Source organism: Sporosarcina sp. FSL K6-3457 (assembly GCF_038007285.1).
Classification (GTDB): domain Bacteria; phylum Bacillota; class Bacilli; order Bacillales_A; family Planococcaceae; genus Sporosarcina.
This window is the reverse complement of the sequence record NZ_JBBOWX010000001.1, coordinates 223,833-236,809: the sequence shown is the minus strand read 5'-3', so window position 1 is coordinate 236,809 and position 12,977 is coordinate 223,833. Positions and strand designations below refer to the sequence as shown.

Below are 12,977 nucleotides of genomic sequence, written 5' to 3'. Positions count from 1 at the left end.
TCCGGCTGCATGTACTTTTATGTATACTACGAAGGATCCCTTGCAACATGCCAAGGAATCCTCTTATAAAATCTTCAACATTAATTTTGAATAAAAAAAAGCGCGCACCTCATCCGAAGAAATGCGCTCATATCTATGACTGATACCGGGTGCTCAATCCAGTACCGCGGACGAGGTGCGTAGAGCTAGACCAGACGATAATAAATTACCGCTGATCATAACACTCAGCTTTTAAAGTTGTCGTATAAATCTTTAACATGTAACGAAAAAGGATGTGTCTGGCTTACGCACAGCCACACCCTCAAGAATAAATTAAATCAAATACGCCTCGGCGTATTTGCGTCCAGATTTTGAATTGCGCTCGCGCAATTAACTCTATTCAAAATCTGTGACATCCGCCGGAGGCTTAATTTGATTTAGCAGGGGTTTAACCCCTGCTTTATCAAATTAAACGAGTTCGATTACTACAACAGGTGCACCGTCGCCGCGGCGAGGTCCCATTTTCATAATACGAGTGTATCCACCTTGACGCTCAGCGTAGCGTGGAGCAACATTATCAAAAAGTTTTTGGATGGCAAAGATTTCTGTCTCCGCGCCTTCTTCGTCCGTTACTGTAACGAGTTCGCGACGGATGAATTGTGCAACTTGACGACGTGCGTGCAAGTCTCCACGTTTACCAAGCGTAATCATCTTCTCAACTACTGAACGCAATTCTTTCGCACGCGCTTCAGTTGTTTGAATACGCTCATGTACGATAAGGTCTGTCGCTAAGTCGCGAAGCATCGCTTTACGTTGTGAACTTGTACGTCCAAGTTTTCTGTATCCCATTAGAAGTTTCCCTCCTTCAATCTATAAATTTGCTCAATCTTCCATGCGTAACTCTAGGTTAAGCTCGTCCAATTTCGCTTTCACTTCTTCAAGTGATTTACGGCCAAGATTTCGCACTTTCATCATTTCGTCTTCAGACTTGCTAGCAAGTTCAAGAACAGTATTGATGCCTGCACGTTTTAGGCAGTTGTAAGATCTAACAGAAAGGTCGAGTTCCTCAATCGTCATCTCAAGTACTTTCTCTTTTTGATCTTCCTCTTTTTCCACCATAATTTCAGCAGTTTGTGCTTCGTCAGTCATGCCGACAAATATATTCAAATGCTCAGTAAGAATTTTTGCTCCTAGCGCAACTGCTTCTTTTGGACCAATGCTACCATCTGTCCAAACATCAAGTGTCAATTTATCGAAGTTCGTCATTTGACCAACACGAGTATTTTCCACTTGGAAGTTAACGCGTGAAACTGGAGTGTAAATAGAGTCGATCGGAATAACGCCAATCGCGAGATCCTCACGTTTGTTTTGATCAGAAGGCGCATAACCTCGACCACGTACAGCATACATACGCATGCGTAAGTGTCCGTTTTTACCAAGTGTTGCGATAGGCAGTTCAGGATTCAATACTTCTACGTCACTATCATGTGTAATGTCCGCAGCTGTAATTACCCCTTCACCTTTCACATCTATTTCAATCACTTTCTCTTCATCCGAATAGACTTTGAGAGCTAGTTTCTTCACATTCAAAATAATTGTAGCGACGTCTTCGACGACACCTTCAATTGTTGAGAATTCGTGAAGTACACCGTCGATTTGGATAGATGTTACAGCAGCCCCAGGCAATGAGCTTAGTAGGATGCGGCGCAGGGAATTCCCTAGCGTATTTCCATATCCACGCTCAAGTGGTTCGATAATAAATTTACCAAACTTGGAATTTTCGCTGATCATAACTGTTTCAATCTTTGGTTTCTCAATTTCGATCATTTATTTACCCTCCTTTAAACGTCGAATGTATAGGCCGTTCCATATTGAAATCGATTTTCACAGACGGCAATTTGCAATCGCACAATTCATTTTTGACAATAATTGTGTTTCTCAATCAAATGGAGTACAAGCCATTATACACGACGGCGTTTTGGCGGGCGGCATCCGTTGTGCGGAACCGGTGTAACGTCTCTGATTGCAGTAACTTCAAGGCCAGCAGCTTGTAGTGAACGAATTGCTGCTTCACGTCCAGCACCTGGACCTTTAACAGTAACTTCCAACGTTTTCAAGCCGTGCTCCATAGCAGTTTTTGCAGCTGTTTCTGCAGCCATTTGTGCAGCAAACGGAGTCGATTTACGAGAACCTCTAAAGCCTAGTGCACCAGCACTTGACCAAGATAATGCGTTCCCTTGCATGTCAGTAATTGTAACGATTGTATTGTTAAACGTCGAACGGATATGTGCAATACCGGATTCAATATTCTTTTTCACGCGACGTTTACGAGTTTGTTGTTTACGTGCCATGTTAAGAAGATACCTCCTTTACCTATTATTTTTTCTTGTTTGCAACTGTCCGTTTAGGACCTTTACGAGTACGTGCGTTGTTTTTCGTGTTTTGACCGCGAACAGGCAAGCCACGACGGTGACGAATACCACGGAAACTACCGATTTCCATCAAGCGTTTGATGTTAAGTGAAGTTTCACGACGAAGGTCCCCTTCAACTTTCAATCCGTCAATTTGCTCACGGATTTTGTCAAGCTCAGCATCAGTAAGATCGCGTACGCGTGCTTCTTCAGATACTCCAGCTGCTGCCAATACTTTTTGAGCAGTTGTTTTTCCAATTCCGAAAATGTAAGTCAATGAAATTACGACGCGCTTATCGCGCGGAACGTCTACACCAGCAATACGTGCCATATAGATTGTGCACCTCCTTCTGAATTAACCTTGTCTTTGTTTATGTTTCGGATTTTCACAGATTACCATTACCCGGCCGCGTCTGCGAATAATTTTGCATTTTTCACAGATCGGTTTTACAGATGGTCTTACTTTCATCTTACCCAACCTCCTTCAATATTCCGGAGTGCAAAAGTTTATTTGAAACGGTATGTGATACGACCACGTGTTAAATCATAAGGCGAAAGTTCCATTGTCACCTTGTCGCCAGGCAGGATGCGGATAAAGTGCATACGGATTTTGCCAGAAACATGCGCAAGAATCGTATGGCCGTTTTCCAGCTCTACTTTAAACATCGCGTTTGGCAACGTTTCGACTACGGTACCTTCAACTTCAATTACATCGTCCTTCGCCATCAATCCTGTCTCCCTTCTATATCCAATAAAGGTTCTCACCATCGAGCGGCATCAGTCGCCTCAATACAATTACGACTTGGCGTAATTGCGTCTAGATTTTGAATTGCACAAGTGTGCAATTGATTCCTTTCAAAATCCGTGACATCCGCTGGCAGCTTAACTTGAATCAGCGTGCATTTGAACTCACTCTGATTTAGTTATAGCCGACAATTATCCCAACACATATTGAAATGGCGGACTTAGCTGAATCAAGTTAAAGCTTCCTTCAACATATGTCTGGATAGCATGAGTGATGTTCGAAAGACGTCTGTCACATTTCGTTTCCCTTAAGTCAGTCCTCGACCTCTTTTGTGGAAAATCGCGTCGGAATGGACACGACTGTCCAGATTGCCGTGGATGAGTTCCCAGTTGCGTTATATAGTTCTTTTCACAAAAAATATTATACTTACTTTCGTAAGCAAATGCATTTATTATGATTCAGAACATTACACCCGCAGAACTCCGACTAGTTCCTATACCGGGCATCATATGCTTTTGCAGCTCGTTGAAATACTTTTTCATTCCGTAATACTATTATGCCCAAATTTGACCAATAATATCTACGTTTGAAAAAGCTTACTGTCCGCTTTTTTGAAGAAGAGCGTCCAGATCTTTGAAAACGTCATCGATGTCCTGCTGTCCATCAATGTTTGCCAACACGCCTTTAGCTTCATAATACGCCAAGAGCGGTGCCGTTTGGTTCATATTTACTTCCAGACGGTTTGTTACAGTTTCGGGATTGTCATCCGCACGCTGATAAAGTTCGCCACCATCTTTGTTACATATCCCTTCAACCTTTGGCGGGTTGAATTGAAGATGATAAGAAGAGCCACAGACTTTACATATACGACGGCCAGTTAGCCGTGCGACAAGTTCTTCCTTCTCGACTTGGATATTGAGAACATGCTCAATTTTTCGTCCCATATCGGACAGTAATCCATCAAGCGCTTCGGCTTGTGGAACTGTACGTGGGAATCCATCGAGAAGAAAACCTTTATCACAATCGGATTTGCTTAATCGTTCACGTACAATACCAATTGTTACTTCATCAGGAACAAGAGCGCCTTGATCCATGAACGATTTTGCTTTGACTCCAAGTTCTGTGCCTTCTTGAATAGCAGCACGGAACATATCGCCTGTAGAAATATGAGGGGTTTCGTACTTTTCGACAATTCCGTCTGCCTGAGTACCTTTACCGGCTCCTGGCAGACCCATTAATACGATATTCATACGTCTTGCCCTCCCATTTTCACATTCGAGTTACAAGGAATGAATTCTTTGTAACTCTTATTTCATGAATCCTTTGTAATGCCTTTTCACTAGTTGTGATTCAAGCTGCTTCATCGTCTCAAGGGCAACCCCTACAACGATGATTAGACTTGTTCCTCCAATTTGTGCAGACTGTGGTAAGTTTGCGAATTTAATGAAGAAAACTGGCATGATTGCCACTGTTGAAAGGAAAATCGCTCCAACAAATGTCAGTCTATACAAAGTCTTCGTAAGATAACTTTGTGTGTTTTGTCCTGGACGAATGCCCGGGATATATGCACCTTGCTTTTTAAGATTGTCCGCAATATTTTCCGGATTCACTTGAATGAACGCATAGAAGTATGTGAACGCGATGATTAGTGCCAGATAGAAGATCATACCAACCGGTTGCGTATAATCAAATACATTTGTAATCGTCGTCGTCACGCTATTCGTTCCAAAGAAAGCGGCTATTGATTGTGGTGTCATGAAAAATGCTGAAGCAAAGATTACCGGGATAACCCCTGCGGCATTAAGTTTCAATGGTAAATGTGTCTGTTGTCCTGCAGTCGATGGACCGCGTCCTGAGACACGCTTCGCATATTGGATTGGAATTTTTCGTAATGCTTCTTGCACGTAGATAATTCCAACAGTTATTGCAATGACCACAAGAAGTAACAGCAACATGATTGCGATTCTAATGAATAGCAAGTCGCCAGCATCTTGGATCTGTGTTGCGTAAAGTTGGTTGACTGCATTCGGGATCGCAGCGACAATTCCGGCAAAGATAATGATGGAAATACCATTTCCGACACCTTTTGCTGTAATTTGCTCACCGAGCCATAGAAGAAATGCAGTTCCTGCCGTCAATACGATCGCAATGACCACATATGTCGAAACACCTTCGCTAGTTATCAACGTTCCGTCATACATCCGGTTGAAACCGAATGACATGGCAATCGCTTGGATAAATGCTAGGATTATTGTGAAATACCTTGTGAACTGAGCAAGTTTACGTCTTCCAACGTCGCCTTGTTTCGCCCATTCAGTAAATTTCGGTACGACATCCATCTGCAATAATTGCACGATAATGGATGCTGTAATGTATGGCATGATCCCCATCGTTAAGATGGAGAAGTTGGCAAGGGCTCCCCCGCCAAAGACATTCATTAATCCGATAAGTTGATTATCAGTCTGTTGTAAAGCAGTTGCGTCAACGTTCGGAACAGGGATAAATGTCCCTAGTCGATAAACGATGAGCACAAGCAATGTGTAAATGATTTTAGACCGTATATCTCTAACGCGCATAAAGTTGGAGATTGTCTGAAACATTAAACCACCTCGGTTTGCCCGCCCGCTTTCTCGATTGCTTCTACAGCAGAAGCGGAGAATTTGTGAGCTTTGACAGTGATCTTTTTATCAAGAGTTCCGTTTCCAAGAATCTTAATTCCTGATTTGGCTTTGCTCACGATGCCTGATTCAAGTAGTAGCTCAGGAGTTACTTCTGTTCCAGCATCGAAACGATTAAGTGTATCAAGATTTACGATTGCATATTCCTTACGGTTAATGTTCGTAAATCCACGTTTAGGTAGTCGTTGGAATAGTGGAATTTGACCACCCTCGAATCCTAGACGTACGCCACCGCCTGAACGTGCGTTTTGACCATCATGACCTCTACCAGAAGTCTTACCATGACCAGAACCTGTACCACGCCCAACACGTTTACGCTTTTTACGAGCACCATCAGCTGGTTTCATATCGTGTAATTTCATTTCATTGGCACCTCCTTATTCAAAAAATCGGAATTATAGTTCCTTGACAGTAACCAGGTGGTCCACTCTGTTGATCATGCCGCGAATTGCTACATTATCTTGGTGTTCTACCACTTGGTTCAATTTGCGTAGTCCAAGCGCTTCAACAGTTTTACGTTGTGCTGGCTTTGAACCAATTACGCTTTTTGTAAGGGTGATTTCAAGTTTGTTCGCCATTGTGTTTCCCCCCTTAACCTAACAGTTCTTCTACGGATTTGCCGCGCAATTTAGCTACATCTTCAGCGCGCTTCAAATTCGTCAATCCTTCGATTGTTGCACGAACCATGTTAATTGGTGTGCTTGAACCTAGGGATTTCGAAAGGATATCCGTGATACCTGCAAGTTCAAGTACTGCACGGACAGGTCCACCAGCAATAACTCCAGTACCAGGTGCCGCAGGTTTGATAAGAATTTTACCTGCCCCAAAATGTCCAAGTACTTGGTGCGGAGTTGTTCCTTTGACCATTGGTACAACGATCAAATTCTTCTTCGCATCTTCGATAGCTTTACGGATTGCATCCGGAACTTCTTGTGCTTTACCAGTACCAAAACCTACACGGCCATTTTTATCTCCGACAACGACAAGAGCTGTAAAGCGGAAACGACGTCCACCTTTTACAACTTTCGCTACGCGGTTAATCGTAACTACGCGTTCTTCGAATTCACTTTGTTTCTGATCATTACGACGCATGAAATGTGTCCCTCCTTCTTAATTAAAATTCCAGACCGTTTTCACGTGCTGCGTCCGCAAGAGCTTTCACACGGCCGTGAAATAGGTAACCGCCACGGTCGAAAACTACCGACTTGACGTCCTTTTCAACAGCTTTCTTCGCGATCAACTCGCCGACTTTAGCCGCTGCTGCAGTGTCTGCTTTGGAATCAGAACCGAAGTCTTTATCCATTGTAGAAGCACTTACAATCGTTACGGCATTTACATCATCGATCAATTGAGCATAAATATGCTTGTTTGAGCGGAAAACGTTTAGACGTGGACGAGCTGCAGTACCACTAATTTTCGTACGAACACGTACATGACGCTTTTTACGAGTAACGTTTTTATCTTGTTTCGTGATCATCGGGGTCACTCCTTCCGGGATGCCTTAAGCGGCATTATTTACCTGTTTTACCTTCTTTACGACGTACGATTTCGCCTTCGTAGCGAATCCCTTTGCCTTTATACGGCTCTGGTGGACGTACTTGTCGGATGTTCGATGCAAGAGCACCAACGCGTTCTTTGTTAATACCGCGTACGATGATCTTTGTGTTTGCAGGAACTTCTACTTCAATTCCTGCTTCCGGTGTGAATTCAACCGGATGTGAATAACCTACGTTCAATACAAGTTTTGTACCTTGAAGTGAAGCACGGTAACCTACACCGACAAGTTCAAGTGTTTTTTCAAAACCTTTTGAAACGCCTGTCACCATATTATCGAGTAATGAACGTGTCGTTCCGTGAATAGAACGGTGTTCCTTAGATTCAGAAGGACGGACCAAAGTGATCACGTTAGCTTCTTGTTCGATTTTAATATCAGAGTTAAATGTGTTTGTAAGTTCGCCTTTAGGCCCTTTAACAGTAACAAAGTTGCCATCAGCGATGGTTACAGTTACGTCTGCCGGTACCTCAATCGGCCTTTTGCCAATACGGGACATTCAATTGCACCTCCATTCATTTGTTACGAATTACCAGACGTAAGCTACTACTTCTCCGCCTACTTGTTTAGCACGTGCTTCCTTATCAGTAAGGACACCGTGTGATGTTGAAACGAGGGCGATGCCAAGACCATTCAAAACTTTAGGCACTTCGTTTGTTTTTGCATAAACACGAAGACCAGGTTTTGAAATACGTTTAAGACCTGTGATAACACGCTCGTTGTTTTGACCATATTTAAGGAAAATGCGGATGATACCTTGTTTGCTATCCTCTACGAATTCAACTTCGCGGACGAAACCTTCGCGTTTCAAGATTTCTGCAATTTCTTTTTTCATGTTTGAAGCAGGTACTTCAAGCTTCTCGTGACGAACCATGTTCGCGTTACGGATGCGTGTAAGCATATCTGCGATCGGATCACTCATTGTCATTCCATTTACCTCCTTCCCAAATTGCCGGGTTTACCAGCTGGCTTTTTTAACGCCTGGAATTTGTCCCTTGTACGCTAGTTCGCGGAAACAAATACGGCAAAGCTTAAATTTACGATACACAGAATGCGGACGACCACAACGCTCACAGCGTGTGTATGCCTGCACAGAGTGCTTTGGTGTACGTTGTTGTTTAGCGATCATTGATTTTTTAGCCACGTTTACGCCTCCCTCTTATTTACTTTTGGAACGGCATGCCGAACTGCGTTAGTAACTCACGTGCTTCTTCATCGGAGTTTGCAGTTGTAACGATGACGATATCCATACCGCGAATTTTAGAAACTTTATCGTAGTCGATTTCCGGGAAAATAAGTTGCTCTTTAACGCCGAGCGTATAGTTCCCACGACCATCGAATGCTTTCTTGGAAACACCACGGAAGTCACGTACACGAGGTAACGAAACCGAGATTAGCTTATCAAGAAACTCATACATACGCTCACCGCGTAGTGTAACTTTAGTTCCGATAGGCATACCTTCACGGAGACGGAATCCCGCGATTGATTTCTTCGCTTTAGTGATGACCGGTTTTTGACCAGCAATGATTGTTAGATCTTCTACTGCTGCATCAAGTGCTTTCGTGTTTTGAACAGCATCACCAACACCCATGTTGATAACGATTTTGTCCACTTTTGGTACTTGCATAACTGACGTATATTCAAACTTGCTCATAAGAGCAGGTGTGACTTCACTTTTAAACTTGTCTTTTAGACGGCTCATCTGTTGGACCTCCTTTCATCCGTTACTTATTTATCCAGGTTTTCACCGGATTTTTTAGCAACACGAACTTTTTTGCCATTTTCAATCTTGTATCCTACGCGAGTTGGCTCGCCTGTCTTAGGATCGATTACCATGACGTTTGATACGTGAATCGCTGCCTCTAGGCTAATAATTCCACCTTGAGGATTTTCTTGGTTAGGTTTCGTATGTTTTTTAACAATATTGATACCCTCAACAAGTACGCGATCCTTTTTAGGATAAGCAACTAGGATCACACCCGTTTTACCTTTGTCTTTACCAGTGATCACCATAACTTTATCGCCTTTTTTAACATGCATTCTGTCGCACCTCCTTGATTGGCACTGTCATGTGAATTAAAGAACTTCTGGAGCTAGTGAAATGATTTTCATGAAGTTACTGTCGCGAAGTTCACGAGCAACTGGTCCGAAAATACGAGTTCCACGTGGGCTCTTATCATCGCGGATAATTACACATGCGTTTTCATCAAACGTAATGTATGAACCATCTTTACGACGTACCCCGCTTTTCGTACGAACGATAACAGCTTTTACAACTTCACCTTTTTTAACAACGCCACCTGGTGTTGCTTTTTTAACTGTAACTACAACTACATCACCGATGTTTGCTACTTTACGGCCTGAACCGCCTAAAACTTTAATTGTAAGTACTTCACGAGCGCCTGAGTTATCAGCGACTTTCATGCGACTTTCCTGTTGAATCATTGAGGCTACCTCCTCCCGGATTTATATCTCCGAACGTTATTAGATGATGATCGCTTTTTCTACGATTTCGAGTACGCGGAAACGTTTTGTTGCTGATAATGGACGAGTCTCCATAATACGAACAACATCACCGATTTTCGCTTCATTCAACTCATCATGTGCCTTGAATTTTTTAGAGTACTTTACACGTTTACCGTATAAAGCGTGTTTCTTTTGTGTTTCGATCATTACAGTAACTGTTTTATCCATTTTGTCGGATACTACACGGCCTGTATACACTTTGCGCTGGTTACGCTCAGTCATGGCTGCAACCTCCTTCATCAGTTATTTGCACTGATTTCTCTTTGACGTATTACAGTTTTCATGCGCGCAATCGATTTACGTACTTCACGGATGCGTGCAGTGTTTTCTAATTGACCTGTCGCTAGTTGGAAACGAAGGTTGAAAAGCTCTTCTTTCAGTGATTTTACTTTTTGCTCAATCTCTGCAGTTGTTAAGTCACGGATTTCATTAGCTTTCATTAGATTCACCACCAATTTCTTCACGTTTTACAAACTTACATTTGATAGGAAGCTTGTGAGATGCGAGGCGAAGTGCTTCACGTGCAACTTCTTCTGACACACCTGCGATTTCAAACATTACTCTGCCAGGTTTAACAACTGCTACCCAGCCTTCTACAGCACCTTTACCGGAACCCATCCGGACTTCAAGAGGCTTTTTCGTATATGATTTATGTGGGAAGATGTTGATCCATACTTTACCGCCACGTTTCATATAACGTGTCATCGAAATACGTGCAGCTTCAATTTGACGGTTTGTAATCCATGCAGATTCCATAGCTTGGATACCGAACTCACCGAACTGTACCGTTGCTCCGCCTTTTGTAGTTCCGCGCATTTTACCACGGAATACACGACGATATTTAGTGCGTTTAGGCATTAACATATTAGTTGCCTCCTTCCTCAGAGTTCTTCTTCTTCACTGGAAGGACTTCTCCACGGTAGATCCACACTTTAACGCCAAGCTTACCATAAGTTGTGTCAGCTTCTGCGTGTGCATAATCAATGTCTGCACGTAGTGTATGAAGTGGGACAGTACCTTCACTGTAATGTTCCGCACGAGCGATGTCAGCACCGCCAAGACGTCCGGATACTTGTGTTTTAATTCCTTTAGCGCCAGAGCGAATCGTACGTTGAATCGCTTGTTTCTGTGCACGACGGAATGATACACGGCTTTCTAGTTGACGTGCAATTGATTCTGCGACTAGTTTCGCATCAAGGTCAGCACGTTTGATTTCGATAATATTAATGTGAACACGCTTGCCTGAGATATCGTTTAGCTGTTTACGAAGGACTTCTACCTCGGAACCACCTTTACCGATTACCATACCTGGCTTCGCAGTATGAATAGTAACGTTAACACGTTTTGCAGCACGTTCGATTTCTACTTTAGAAACAGATGCGTCTACAAGACGTTTTTCAATATAAGCACGGATTTTTAAATCTTCGTGTAAAAGAGTCGCATAGTCTTTTTCTGCGTACCACTTCGACTCCCAATCACGGATGATACCAACCCGTAAACCGTTAGGATGTACTTTTTGACCCACGAATTATCCCTCCTTTTTTTCTGATACCACTACAGTGATGTGGCTTGTGCGTTTGTTGATCGCACTTGCACGCCCCTGTGCACGTGGACGGAAACGTTTCATTGTCGGACCTTCATCTACGAATACTTCGCTAATGATTAGGTTTTCGACATCCATTTCGTAATTATGTTCAGCATTTGCAATCGCTGAATTTAATACTTTTTCTACAACCGGAGATGCCGCTTTCGGCGTTAGGCGTAGAATCGCGACAGCTTCACCGATTTTCTTGCCCCGGATAAGATCAACGACTAAACGGACTTTACGAGGAGCAATACGGACTGTGCGGGCAATAGCTTTTGCTTGTTGCATCAGATTAACCTCCTCTCAATTAACGTCTTGTTTTCTTATCGTCAGCGCCATGACCTTTGTATGTGCGCGTAGGTGCGAATTCACCTAGTTTATGACCTACCATATCTTCAGTTACATAGACAGGTACGTGTTTACGTCCGTCGTAGACTGCAATCGTCATTCCAATAAATGACGGGAAAATAGTTGAACGGCGTGACCAAGTTTTAATAACCTGTTTTTTCTGGGAATCCTTTTGTGCTTCAACCTTTTTAATAAGGTGATCATCTACAAAAGGTCCTTTTTTCAAGCTGCGGCCCATGTCGGAACCTCCCCTCGTGTTTGTACTACGGCCCAATCATTGAACCGCAGTGCGCTCACATTATTTTTTACGACGACGAACAATGAATTTGTCAGACTTGTTGTTTTTCTTACGAGTCTTGAATCCAAGTGTCGGTTTACCCCAAGGAGTAACTGGTGATTTCATACCAATACCAGTACGGCCTTCACCACCACCGTGTGGGTGATCGTTAGGGTTCATAACAGAACCACGAACTGCTGGGCGTTTGCCTAACCAACGTGAACGTCCTGCTTTACCGATGTTGATAAGTTCATGTTGCTCATTACCAACGTGACCGATTGTCGCGCGGCATGTTGCAAGAATCATGCGAACTTCTCCAGATTGAAGACGTACGATAACGTATTTATCTTCACGGCCTAGTAGTTGAGCAGATGTACCTGCTGAACGTACAAGTTGACCACCTTTACCTGGTTTTAGTTCGATGTTGTGGATAGTTGAACCCATTGGAATATTTTCAAGTGGAAGTGTGTTACCTACTTTAATATCCGCATCTGGACCAGACATTACTGTCATGCCAACTTCCAATCCTTTTGGTGCGAGGATATAACGTTTCTCCCCGTCTACATAATTGATCAAAGCGATGTTCGCAGAACGGTTTGGATCGTATTCGATCGTAGCAACGCGTCCTGGTATGCCATCTTTCCGACGTTGGAAATCGATGACACGGTATTGGCGCTTATGGCCTCCACCTTGGTGACGAACAGTAGTCCTACCTGTATTGTTACGGCCGCCTTTCCGTTTAAGCGGTGCAAGCAATGATTTTTCTGGTTTGTCTGTAGTAATCTCAGCAAAATCAGAAGAAGTCATGTTACGACGTCCGTTGGAGGTAGGTTTGTATTTCTTAATCGCCATTGGTGTTCCCTCCTTTGTATAAT

General features: G+C 43.1%; 25 protein-coding genes. All 25 read right to left on the bottom strand.

All coding sequences use genetic code 11. The annotated features are described in order from the left end of the window. Positions 1–447: 447 nt before the first annotated feature. On the bottom strand, positions 448–828 hold the full coding sequence (gene rplQ, locus N1I80_RS01190; protein WP_340736155.1) for a 50S ribosomal protein L17: 381 nt from the start codon (positions 826–828) through the stop codon (positions 448–450). A gap of 33 nt (positions 829–861) precedes the next feature. Continuing rightward, positions 862–1,806: a DNA-directed RNA polymerase subunit alpha gene (locus N1I80_RS01185; protein ID WP_340736154.1), complete on the bottom strand. Its 945-nt coding sequence runs from the start codon at positions 1,804–1,806 to the stop codon at positions 862–864. A 134-nt stretch (positions 1,807–1,940) separates the two neighbouring features. After that, positions 1,941–2,330, bottom strand: coding sequence for a 30S ribosomal protein S11 (rpsK, locus tag N1I80_RS01180; RefSeq protein WP_318616124.1), 390 nt, complete (start codon positions 2,328–2,330; stop codon positions 1,941–1,943). Positions 2,331–2,355: 25 nt separating this feature from the next. Further along, complete coding sequence (gene rpsM, locus N1I80_RS01175; RefSeq protein ID WP_340736153.1) at positions 2,356–2,721, bottom strand: 30S ribosomal protein S13; 366 nt, start codon at positions 2,719–2,721, stop codon at positions 2,356–2,358. Between the two features lie 24 nt (positions 2,722–2,745). Beyond that, positions 2,746–2,859, bottom strand: a complete 114-nt coding sequence (gene rpmJ, locus N1I80_RS01170) for a 50S ribosomal protein L36 (RefSeq protein WP_084212378.1) — start codon at positions 2,857–2,859, stop codon at positions 2,746–2,748. A 38-nt stretch (positions 2,860–2,897) separates the two neighbouring features. Further along, a complete protein-coding gene (infA, locus tag N1I80_RS01165; protein ID WP_060203457.1) occupies positions 2,898–3,116 on the bottom strand; it encodes a translation initiation factor IF-1 in 219 nt (72 codons plus the stop codon). 615 nt (positions 3,117–3,731) lie between these two features. After that, positions 3,732–4,385: an adenylate kinase gene (locus N1I80_RS01160; RefSeq protein WP_340736152.1), complete on the bottom strand. Its 654-nt coding sequence runs from the start codon at positions 4,383–4,385 to the stop codon at positions 3,732–3,734. A 57-nt stretch (positions 4,386–4,442) separates the two neighbouring features. Further along, on the bottom strand, positions 4,443–5,735 hold the full coding sequence (gene secY, locus N1I80_RS01155) for a preprotein translocase subunit SecY (RefSeq protein ID WP_340736151.1): 1,293 nt from the start codon (positions 5,733–5,735) through the stop codon (positions 4,443–4,445). After that, entirely contained in the window at positions 5,735–6,175 is a 441-nt protein-coding gene (rplO, locus tag N1I80_RS01150; protein WP_340736150.1) for a 50S ribosomal protein L15, read from the bottom strand. The genes secY and rplO overlap by 1 nt, the downstream gene beginning before the upstream one ends. A gap of 33 nt (positions 6,176–6,208) precedes the next feature. Then, positions 6,209–6,391 (bottom strand): 50S ribosomal protein L30, encoded by a 183-nt coding sequence (gene rpmD / locus N1I80_RS01145; RefSeq protein WP_340736149.1) that lies wholly within the window; start codon positions 6,389–6,391, stop codon positions 6,209–6,211. Positions 6,392–6,404: 13 nt separating this feature from the next. Next, a complete protein-coding gene (gene rpsE, locus N1I80_RS01140) occupies positions 6,405–6,905 on the bottom strand; it encodes a 30S ribosomal protein S5 (RefSeq protein WP_203247888.1) in 501 nt (166 codons plus the stop codon). A gap of 22 nt (positions 6,906–6,927) precedes the next feature. After that, on the bottom strand, positions 6,928–7,290 hold the full coding sequence (rplR, locus tag N1I80_RS01135; protein WP_340736148.1) for a 50S ribosomal protein L18: 363 nt from the start codon (positions 7,288–7,290) through the stop codon (positions 6,928–6,930). Between the two features lie 34 nt (positions 7,291–7,324). Beyond that, complete coding sequence (rplF, locus tag N1I80_RS01130; protein ID WP_340736147.1) at positions 7,325–7,864, bottom strand: 50S ribosomal protein L6; 540 nt, start codon at positions 7,862–7,864, stop codon at positions 7,325–7,327. A 30-nt stretch (positions 7,865–7,894) separates the two neighbouring features. Further along, positions 7,895–8,293: a 30S ribosomal protein S8 gene (gene rpsH, locus N1I80_RS01125; protein ID WP_203247885.1), complete on the bottom strand. Its 399-nt coding sequence runs from the start codon at positions 8,291–8,293 to the stop codon at positions 7,895–7,897. Positions 8,294–8,323: 30 nt separating this feature from the next. Next, positions 8,324–8,509, bottom strand: a complete 186-nt coding sequence (locus N1I80_RS01120; RefSeq protein WP_340736146.1) for a type Z 30S ribosomal protein S14 — start codon at positions 8,507–8,509, stop codon at positions 8,324–8,326. 19 nt (positions 8,510–8,528) lie between these two features. Beyond that, a complete protein-coding gene (gene rplE, locus N1I80_RS01115) occupies positions 8,529–9,068 on the bottom strand; it encodes a 50S ribosomal protein L5 (protein WP_340736145.1) in 540 nt (179 codons plus the stop codon). A gap of 26 nt (positions 9,069–9,094) precedes the next feature. Continuing rightward, positions 9,095–9,406 (bottom strand): 50S ribosomal protein L24, encoded by a 312-nt coding sequence (gene rplX / locus N1I80_RS01110; protein WP_203247882.1) that lies wholly within the window; start codon positions 9,404–9,406, stop codon positions 9,095–9,097. A gap of 36 nt (positions 9,407–9,442) precedes the next feature. Continuing rightward, positions 9,443–9,811: a 50S ribosomal protein L14 gene (gene rplN / locus N1I80_RS01105; RefSeq protein WP_067204773.1), complete on the bottom strand. Its 369-nt coding sequence runs from the start codon at positions 9,809–9,811 to the stop codon at positions 9,443–9,445. Positions 9,812–9,850: 39 nt separating this feature from the next. Beyond that, the gene (rpsQ, locus tag N1I80_RS01100) at positions 9,851–10,114 is read right to left on the bottom strand and encodes a 30S ribosomal protein S17 (protein ID WP_340736144.1); all 264 of its coding nucleotides are present in this window, start codon (positions 10,112–10,114) and stop codon (positions 9,851–9,853) included. A gap of 17 nt (positions 10,115–10,131) precedes the next feature. Further along, positions 10,132–10,332, bottom strand: coding sequence for a 50S ribosomal protein L29 (rpmC, locus tag N1I80_RS01095; RefSeq protein ID WP_025783856.1), 201 nt, complete (start codon positions 10,330–10,332; stop codon positions 10,132–10,134). Then, the gene (rplP, locus tag N1I80_RS01090; RefSeq protein WP_340736143.1) at positions 10,322–10,756 is read right to left on the bottom strand and encodes a 50S ribosomal protein L16; all 435 of its coding nucleotides are present in this window, start codon (positions 10,754–10,756) and stop codon (positions 10,322–10,324) included. Before rplP ends, rpmC begins: the two co-directional genes overlap by 11 nt. Before the next feature lies 1 nt (position 10,757). Then, positions 10,758–11,417 (bottom strand): 30S ribosomal protein S3, encoded by a 660-nt coding sequence (gene rpsC / locus N1I80_RS01085; protein ID WP_340736142.1) that lies wholly within the window; start codon positions 11,415–11,417, stop codon positions 10,758–10,760. A gap of 3 nt (positions 11,418–11,420) precedes the next feature. Further along, positions 11,421–11,765 carry a 50S ribosomal protein L22 gene (rplV, locus tag N1I80_RS01080; protein WP_340736141.1) on the bottom strand — a complete coding sequence of 115 codons (345 nt, stop codon included), beginning with the start codon at positions 11,763–11,765 and terminating at the stop codon, positions 11,421–11,423. A 19-nt stretch (positions 11,766–11,784) separates the two neighbouring features. Then, positions 11,785–12,063 (bottom strand): 30S ribosomal protein S19, encoded by a 279-nt coding sequence (rpsS, locus tag N1I80_RS01075; protein ID WP_340736140.1) that lies wholly within the window; start codon positions 12,061–12,063, stop codon positions 11,785–11,787. Positions 12,064–12,123: 60 nt separating this feature from the next. After that, positions 12,124–12,954, bottom strand: a complete 831-nt coding sequence (gene rplB / locus N1I80_RS01070; RefSeq protein ID WP_203247876.1) for a 50S ribosomal protein L2 — start codon at positions 12,952–12,954, stop codon at positions 12,124–12,126. Between the last annotated feature and the right edge of the window lie 23 nt (positions 12,955–12,977).

Bases quoted from the DNA above. Each gene is read 5' to 3' on its own strand.
- rpsK (WP_318616124.1), bottom strand. From the start codon at position 2,330: ATGGCACGTAAACAACAAACTCGTAAACGTCGCGTGAAAAAGAATATT.
- secY (WP_340736151.1), bottom strand. From the start codon at position 5,735: ATGTTTCAGACAATCTCCAACTTTATGCGCGTTAGAGATATACGGTCT.
- rplB (WP_203247876.1), bottom strand. From the start codon at position 12,954: ATGGCGATTAAGAAATACAAACCTACCTCCAACGGACGTCGTAACATG.
- rpsM (WP_340736153.1), bottom strand. From the start codon at position 2,721: ATGGCACGTATTGCTGGTGTAGACGTTCCGCGCGATAAGCGCGTCGTA.
- rpsS (WP_340736140.1), bottom strand. From the start codon at position 12,063: ATGGGCCGCAGCTTGAAAAAAGGACCTTTTGTAGATGATCACCTTATT.
- rplQ (WP_340736155.1), bottom strand. From the start codon at position 828: ATGGGATACAGAAAACTTGGACGTACAAGTTCACAACGTAAAGCGATG.
- N1I80_RS01185 (WP_340736154.1), bottom strand. From the start codon at position 1,806: ATGATCGAAATTGAGAAACCAAAGATTGAAACAGTTATGATCAGCGAA.
- rplF (WP_340736147.1), bottom strand. From the start codon at position 7,864: ATGTCCCGTATTGGCAAAAGGCCGATTGAGGTACCGGCAGACGTAACT.
- rplN (WP_067204773.1), bottom strand. From the start codon at position 9,811: ATGATTCAACAGGAAAGTCGCATGAAAGTCGCTGATAACTCAGGCGCT.
- rpmJ (WP_084212378.1), bottom strand. From the start codon at position 2,859: ATGAAAGTAAGACCATCTGTAAAACCGATCTGTGAAAAATGCAAAATT.
- rplR (WP_340736148.1), bottom strand. From the start codon at position 7,290: ATGATCACGAAACAAGATAAAAACGTTACTCGTAAAAAGCGTCATGTA.
- rpmC (WP_025783856.1), bottom strand. From the start codon at position 10,332: ATGAAAGCTAATGAAATCCGTGACTTAACAACTGCAGAGATTGAGCAA.
- rpsH (WP_203247885.1), bottom strand. From the start codon at position 8,293: ATGACAATGAGTGATCCGATCGCAGATATGCTTACACGCATCCGTAAC.
- rplP (WP_340736143.1), bottom strand. From the start codon at position 10,756: ATGTTAATGCCTAAACGCACTAAATATCGTCGTGTATTCCGTGGTAAA.
- rplO (WP_340736150.1), bottom strand. From the start codon at position 6,175: ATGAAATTACACGATATGAAACCAGCTGATGGTGCTCGTAAAAAGCGT.
- rplV (WP_340736141.1), bottom strand. From the start codon at position 11,765: ATGCAACAAGCAAAAGCTATTGCCCGCACAGTCCGTATTGCTCCTCGT.
- rpsE (WP_203247888.1), bottom strand. From the start codon at position 6,905: ATGCGTCGTAATGATCAGAAACAAAGTGAATTCGAAGAACGCGTAGTT.
- N1I80_RS01160 (WP_340736152.1), bottom strand. From the start codon at position 4,385: ATGAATATCGTATTAATGGGTCTGCCAGGAGCCGGTAAAGGTACTCAG.
- rplE (WP_340736145.1), bottom strand. From the start codon at position 9,068: ATGAGCCGTCTAAAAGACAAGTTTAAAAGTGAAGTCACACCTGCTCTT.
- infA (WP_060203457.1), bottom strand. From the start codon at position 3,116: ATGGCGAAGGACGATGTAATTGAAGTTGAAGGTACCGTAGTCGAAACG.
- rpsQ (WP_340736144.1), bottom strand. From the start codon at position 10,114: ATGACTGAGCGTAACCAGCGCAAAGTGTATACAGGCCGTGTAGTATCC.
- rplX (WP_203247882.1), bottom strand. From the start codon at position 9,406: ATGCATGTTAAAAAAGGCGATAAAGTTATGGTGATCACTGGTAAAGAC.
- rpmD (WP_340736149.1), bottom strand. From the start codon at position 6,391: ATGGCGAACAAACTTGAAATCACCCTTACAAAAAGCGTAATTGGTTCA.